General features: G+C 39.3%; 4 protein-coding genes. 3 read left to right on the plus strand and 1 reads right to left on the minus strand.

Going from position 1 to position 3,289, the window contains the following annotated elements; all coding sequences use genetic code 11:
- The 3 genes from CAG68_RS10810 to CAG68_RS10820 all read left to right on the plus strand — a co-directional run.
- Positions 1-742 (plus strand): sce7726 family protein (locus CAG68_RS10810; protein ID WP_161441134.1); only part of this gene is annotated, 742 nt, incomplete at its 5' end.
- Positions 703-1,614 carry a sce7725 family protein gene (locus tag CAG68_RS10815; protein WP_161441135.1) on the plus strand — a complete coding sequence of 304 codons (912 nt, stop codon included), beginning with the start codon at positions 703-705 and terminating at the stop codon, positions 1,612-1,614. The genes CAG68_RS10810 and CAG68_RS10815, both read left to right, overlap by 40 nt.
- A complete protein-coding gene (locus CAG68_RS10820) occupies positions 1,615-2,679 on the plus strand; it encodes an RES family NAD+ phosphorylase (RefSeq protein WP_161441136.1) in 1,065 nt (354 codons plus the stop codon).
- Between the two features lie 284 nt (positions 2,680-2,963).
- Here CAG68_RS10820 and CAG68_RS10825 read toward each other — a convergent pair.
- The coding region (locus CAG68_RS10825) for a helix-turn-helix domain-containing protein (protein WP_161441137.1) at positions 2,964-3,289 on the minus strand (326 nt) is incomplete at its 5' end.

Here is a 3,289-nt window from a genome sequence, read left to right on the forward strand (position 1 = left end):
CTATGAAAATACTTATAAACGGTTAAGCCAAGAGTATCGTTCAGAATACTACTTTAAGAACACCCTAGCTCGTAGACGGTTACTGGGCCGTCATTCCTTAAAAACTGCAACAATGCTATCTGAATTCCGAGTGGGTAAGAGCAAAGCTGATTGTGTCATTCTTAATGGTAAATCTACATGTTATGAAATTAAATCAGAATACGACACGCTAAACCGCTTAGAAGAGCAATTGAATGATTACCTCAAGCTGTTTGACGAAGTCTATGTTGTGTGTTCTGCAAAAAACCTCGAAAGTGTTCTAAACACCGCAGATGAGAGGGTTGGTGTTCTGGAGCTCACTCAACAGAACTATTTTAGTGAAAAGCGAGCTGCAACGCCTAGAGTTAATCCAATAGACATTGATTTATTAATAAAATCTCTACGAAAGGAAGAGTATTTAGAGCTAGTTAAACGAAATATAGGAGAAATACCCTCCGTTCCAAATAGTAAACTAGTTAGCTTTTGCAAGTCAGCTCTCAAAACAGTAGATTCAGAGCTAATTGCAACAAGTTTCATTGAAGTTCTAAAGGAAAAACGTTTTAATGATAGCGACTTTTTAAATGCATTACCCAGCTCCTTGAGCAATGCAGCGATTAGCTATCAGTTTTCCAGTCACCAAATTGAGGCGCTAAAGAGCATATTCGGGACTTGTAAGGAGAGTAGATGTATTTCCCATACCTTAGAGGAAAGCAGTTTGAATTGATAGCTGTTAGAGAGCTATCTGAATTCCTTTCAACAGATTATTTTAGACCGATAATCGAGCCAGTAAGGCGCAATTTATCCCCCCTTGTAAGAACTGTTAAACACCTCAATGAGAAAGACTTCTCCCCACTTATTGTCATAAACCCTCAGGTCGGTGAATTTTATCATGATCATGAGTCTTTACTGAACGAGTTGGAAAGTAACGAACTTAATTATTTACCTTGCATAGTATTACGAGGGGGAGAATCAATTTCGGCACGTGAAAGTATAAGTCGGTTACAACAGCCTTTCGCAATACGCATTACGGAAGGGGTTGATCAAGAGGGTATAGCGCTCGCTCAAGGTGCGGATTTGGTCGTGGTTGACCATGACCTTCCACCGCTCGCCATAAATAAGCTCAACAATGTAGTCCTTCTTGGTGATTTTTTTCGCAAACAGAAAAGAAATGCGGATTACTTTAAAGAATCCTCATTTTCACACCTGCATGCAACATATTCATCTCAGAAAAACGTTATTGGCTTTGGTGATTATACAATAATAGGAAGTGAGTATAGTGAATCTGGTGGTCCTGCCTATGTGGTAACTATCCACGCGTCGTATGTTAATGAAGAAATGTTTGATGAAATGTTTATCCGCCATTATTCGTCTACAGATGATGGAACACCAACTGACCCTGCAGGGAAGTTTGCAGAAGCATTAGCTAAATTCATAACTGAAGCAGATGAAGAGCCAAGCATTTTTTATCAATCAAGTGCACTAGATGAGTTCCGAAAGCTACATAGTAGCGGACACTTTCCTGGACTAGGTCAGGTTAAAAAACTTTCGATGGAACATCACATTGAAACAGTATGCAACTATCTACAGGGTGAATAAATGGCCCAGTGTTGCTTAAATTGTTTTACAGATAGAGCCATCATCGAGCTAATACAAAGGGAAGGTAATATTACACGTTGCTCTTTTTGCGATTCAGATGAGGTTCTGTGTGTTGTTCCTGATAAGTTGACAGGTCTTTTTGAACTAGTGCTTGGTTGCATAGTTGAAGATGCTCTTGGAGACGAAATTCAAAACGTCTATGTTGATGAATTGAAAATAGTATCAGAAACTGTTCGGCGCCCTTATGAGCTATTTTCGCAAATAATGGGAGATGCATTTAACGAAAAAAAGTTTTCTCTTAATGAAGGAATTGTCGAGTATCAAGATGCGTGGAATGCTTTTAAAAATCACTTAATTAGAGAAAATCGTTTTTTTCCGAATAACTCTCTTTACGGAAAAATTTTCATCAACGAGATCAACAATGAAGAAGCAATAACAAAAGAAGCTGCTGTTTTTCTTCGAACGGTTGACGCTTTGAGTCGTCCCCGAGACAACGGTTCTATCTTTTATAGAGCAAGAGTTTCTGAGAGTGCTCTGGGGGCTCATGAAATGGGAAGTCCCCCAGCCGAAATAGCTTCTGCAGGTAGGGCTAATCCTGTCGGCATTCCATACCTGTATGTTGCGGAAGACTTCGATACTTGTTGTCAAGAAGTAAGGCCAAACAATGGCGCAAAGATCTACGTATCGAAAGTTATAGCTGCAAAGGATTTGAAGCTAGTAGATTTGACTGCACCAAAACAGAAAGTCGCCCTTTTGAAATTTGAAGAAGAAGAAATTGAACTGACACTGAAGTGTTTAAACCTTTTACAACAGTTTTCTGAAGAACTATCAAAACCGGTACTCCCAGAAAAATCACAATTGGATTACCTTCCAACACAGTTTATTTGTGAGTACCTTAGGACGATCAGCTCATACCAAGGAACCCAGTCGTATGATGGTATTGTCTTCAATAGCTCTTATGGTTCAGGACAAAACGTTGTACTATTTTCGGATAATACAGTAATAATCGAAGAGCCCATTGCACATACGGTTACTTCGGTTTCTGTAGAGGTGGAACAGGTTTAATTTGAATGAGATAGGATAGATAAAGTTGTTATTAGTGAAGATACTCTCAGGTAATCTGTTAAATGCTATTTTTTGGGGCACAACTTACTTCTATTCATATGGCCGGTTCAGCCCAACCGTTCTGGGTTCCATCTTCTAATTTATCCATTTCTTTGTATCGAAACAACCTTACCGGTTGGTGATAATCTCTCTAATTCATTTCGTCCGCAAAATGTGATTCTCTCACTTTTGCCCCAAAGCTTGCCAGAGGTATGTAATCAACAATTACATAATCTAATCACAATCTAGGTACGAACTTGTCCTGGTGACACTCCAGTCCATGAACTGTACGCGCGAATAAACGAGTTTGGCTCTTGATAACCCAACAAGAAAGATACCTCAATGAGTGGTAGCTCGGTTTCATTCAAGTAATGTTCGGCTAATTGCAGCCGTACTTGCTTTAAGACGGCTTGATAACTAACCCCTTCACTAGTTAGTTTTCTTTGTAAAGTGCGCTTACTTATTGCCATGTGAGACGCAACAGATTCAATAGAGCTTTCACCTTGAGGAAGTAAATCTAATAAAATTTTATAAACTGCATCAGAAGTCGTACCACGATGGGACACTGCCT

The sequence above is a fragment of the Vibrio sp. V42_P2S4T144 genome (assembly GCF_009904715.1).
Classification (GTDB): domain Bacteria; phylum Pseudomonadota; class Gammaproteobacteria; order Enterobacterales; family Vibrionaceae; genus Vibrio; species Vibrio alginolyticus.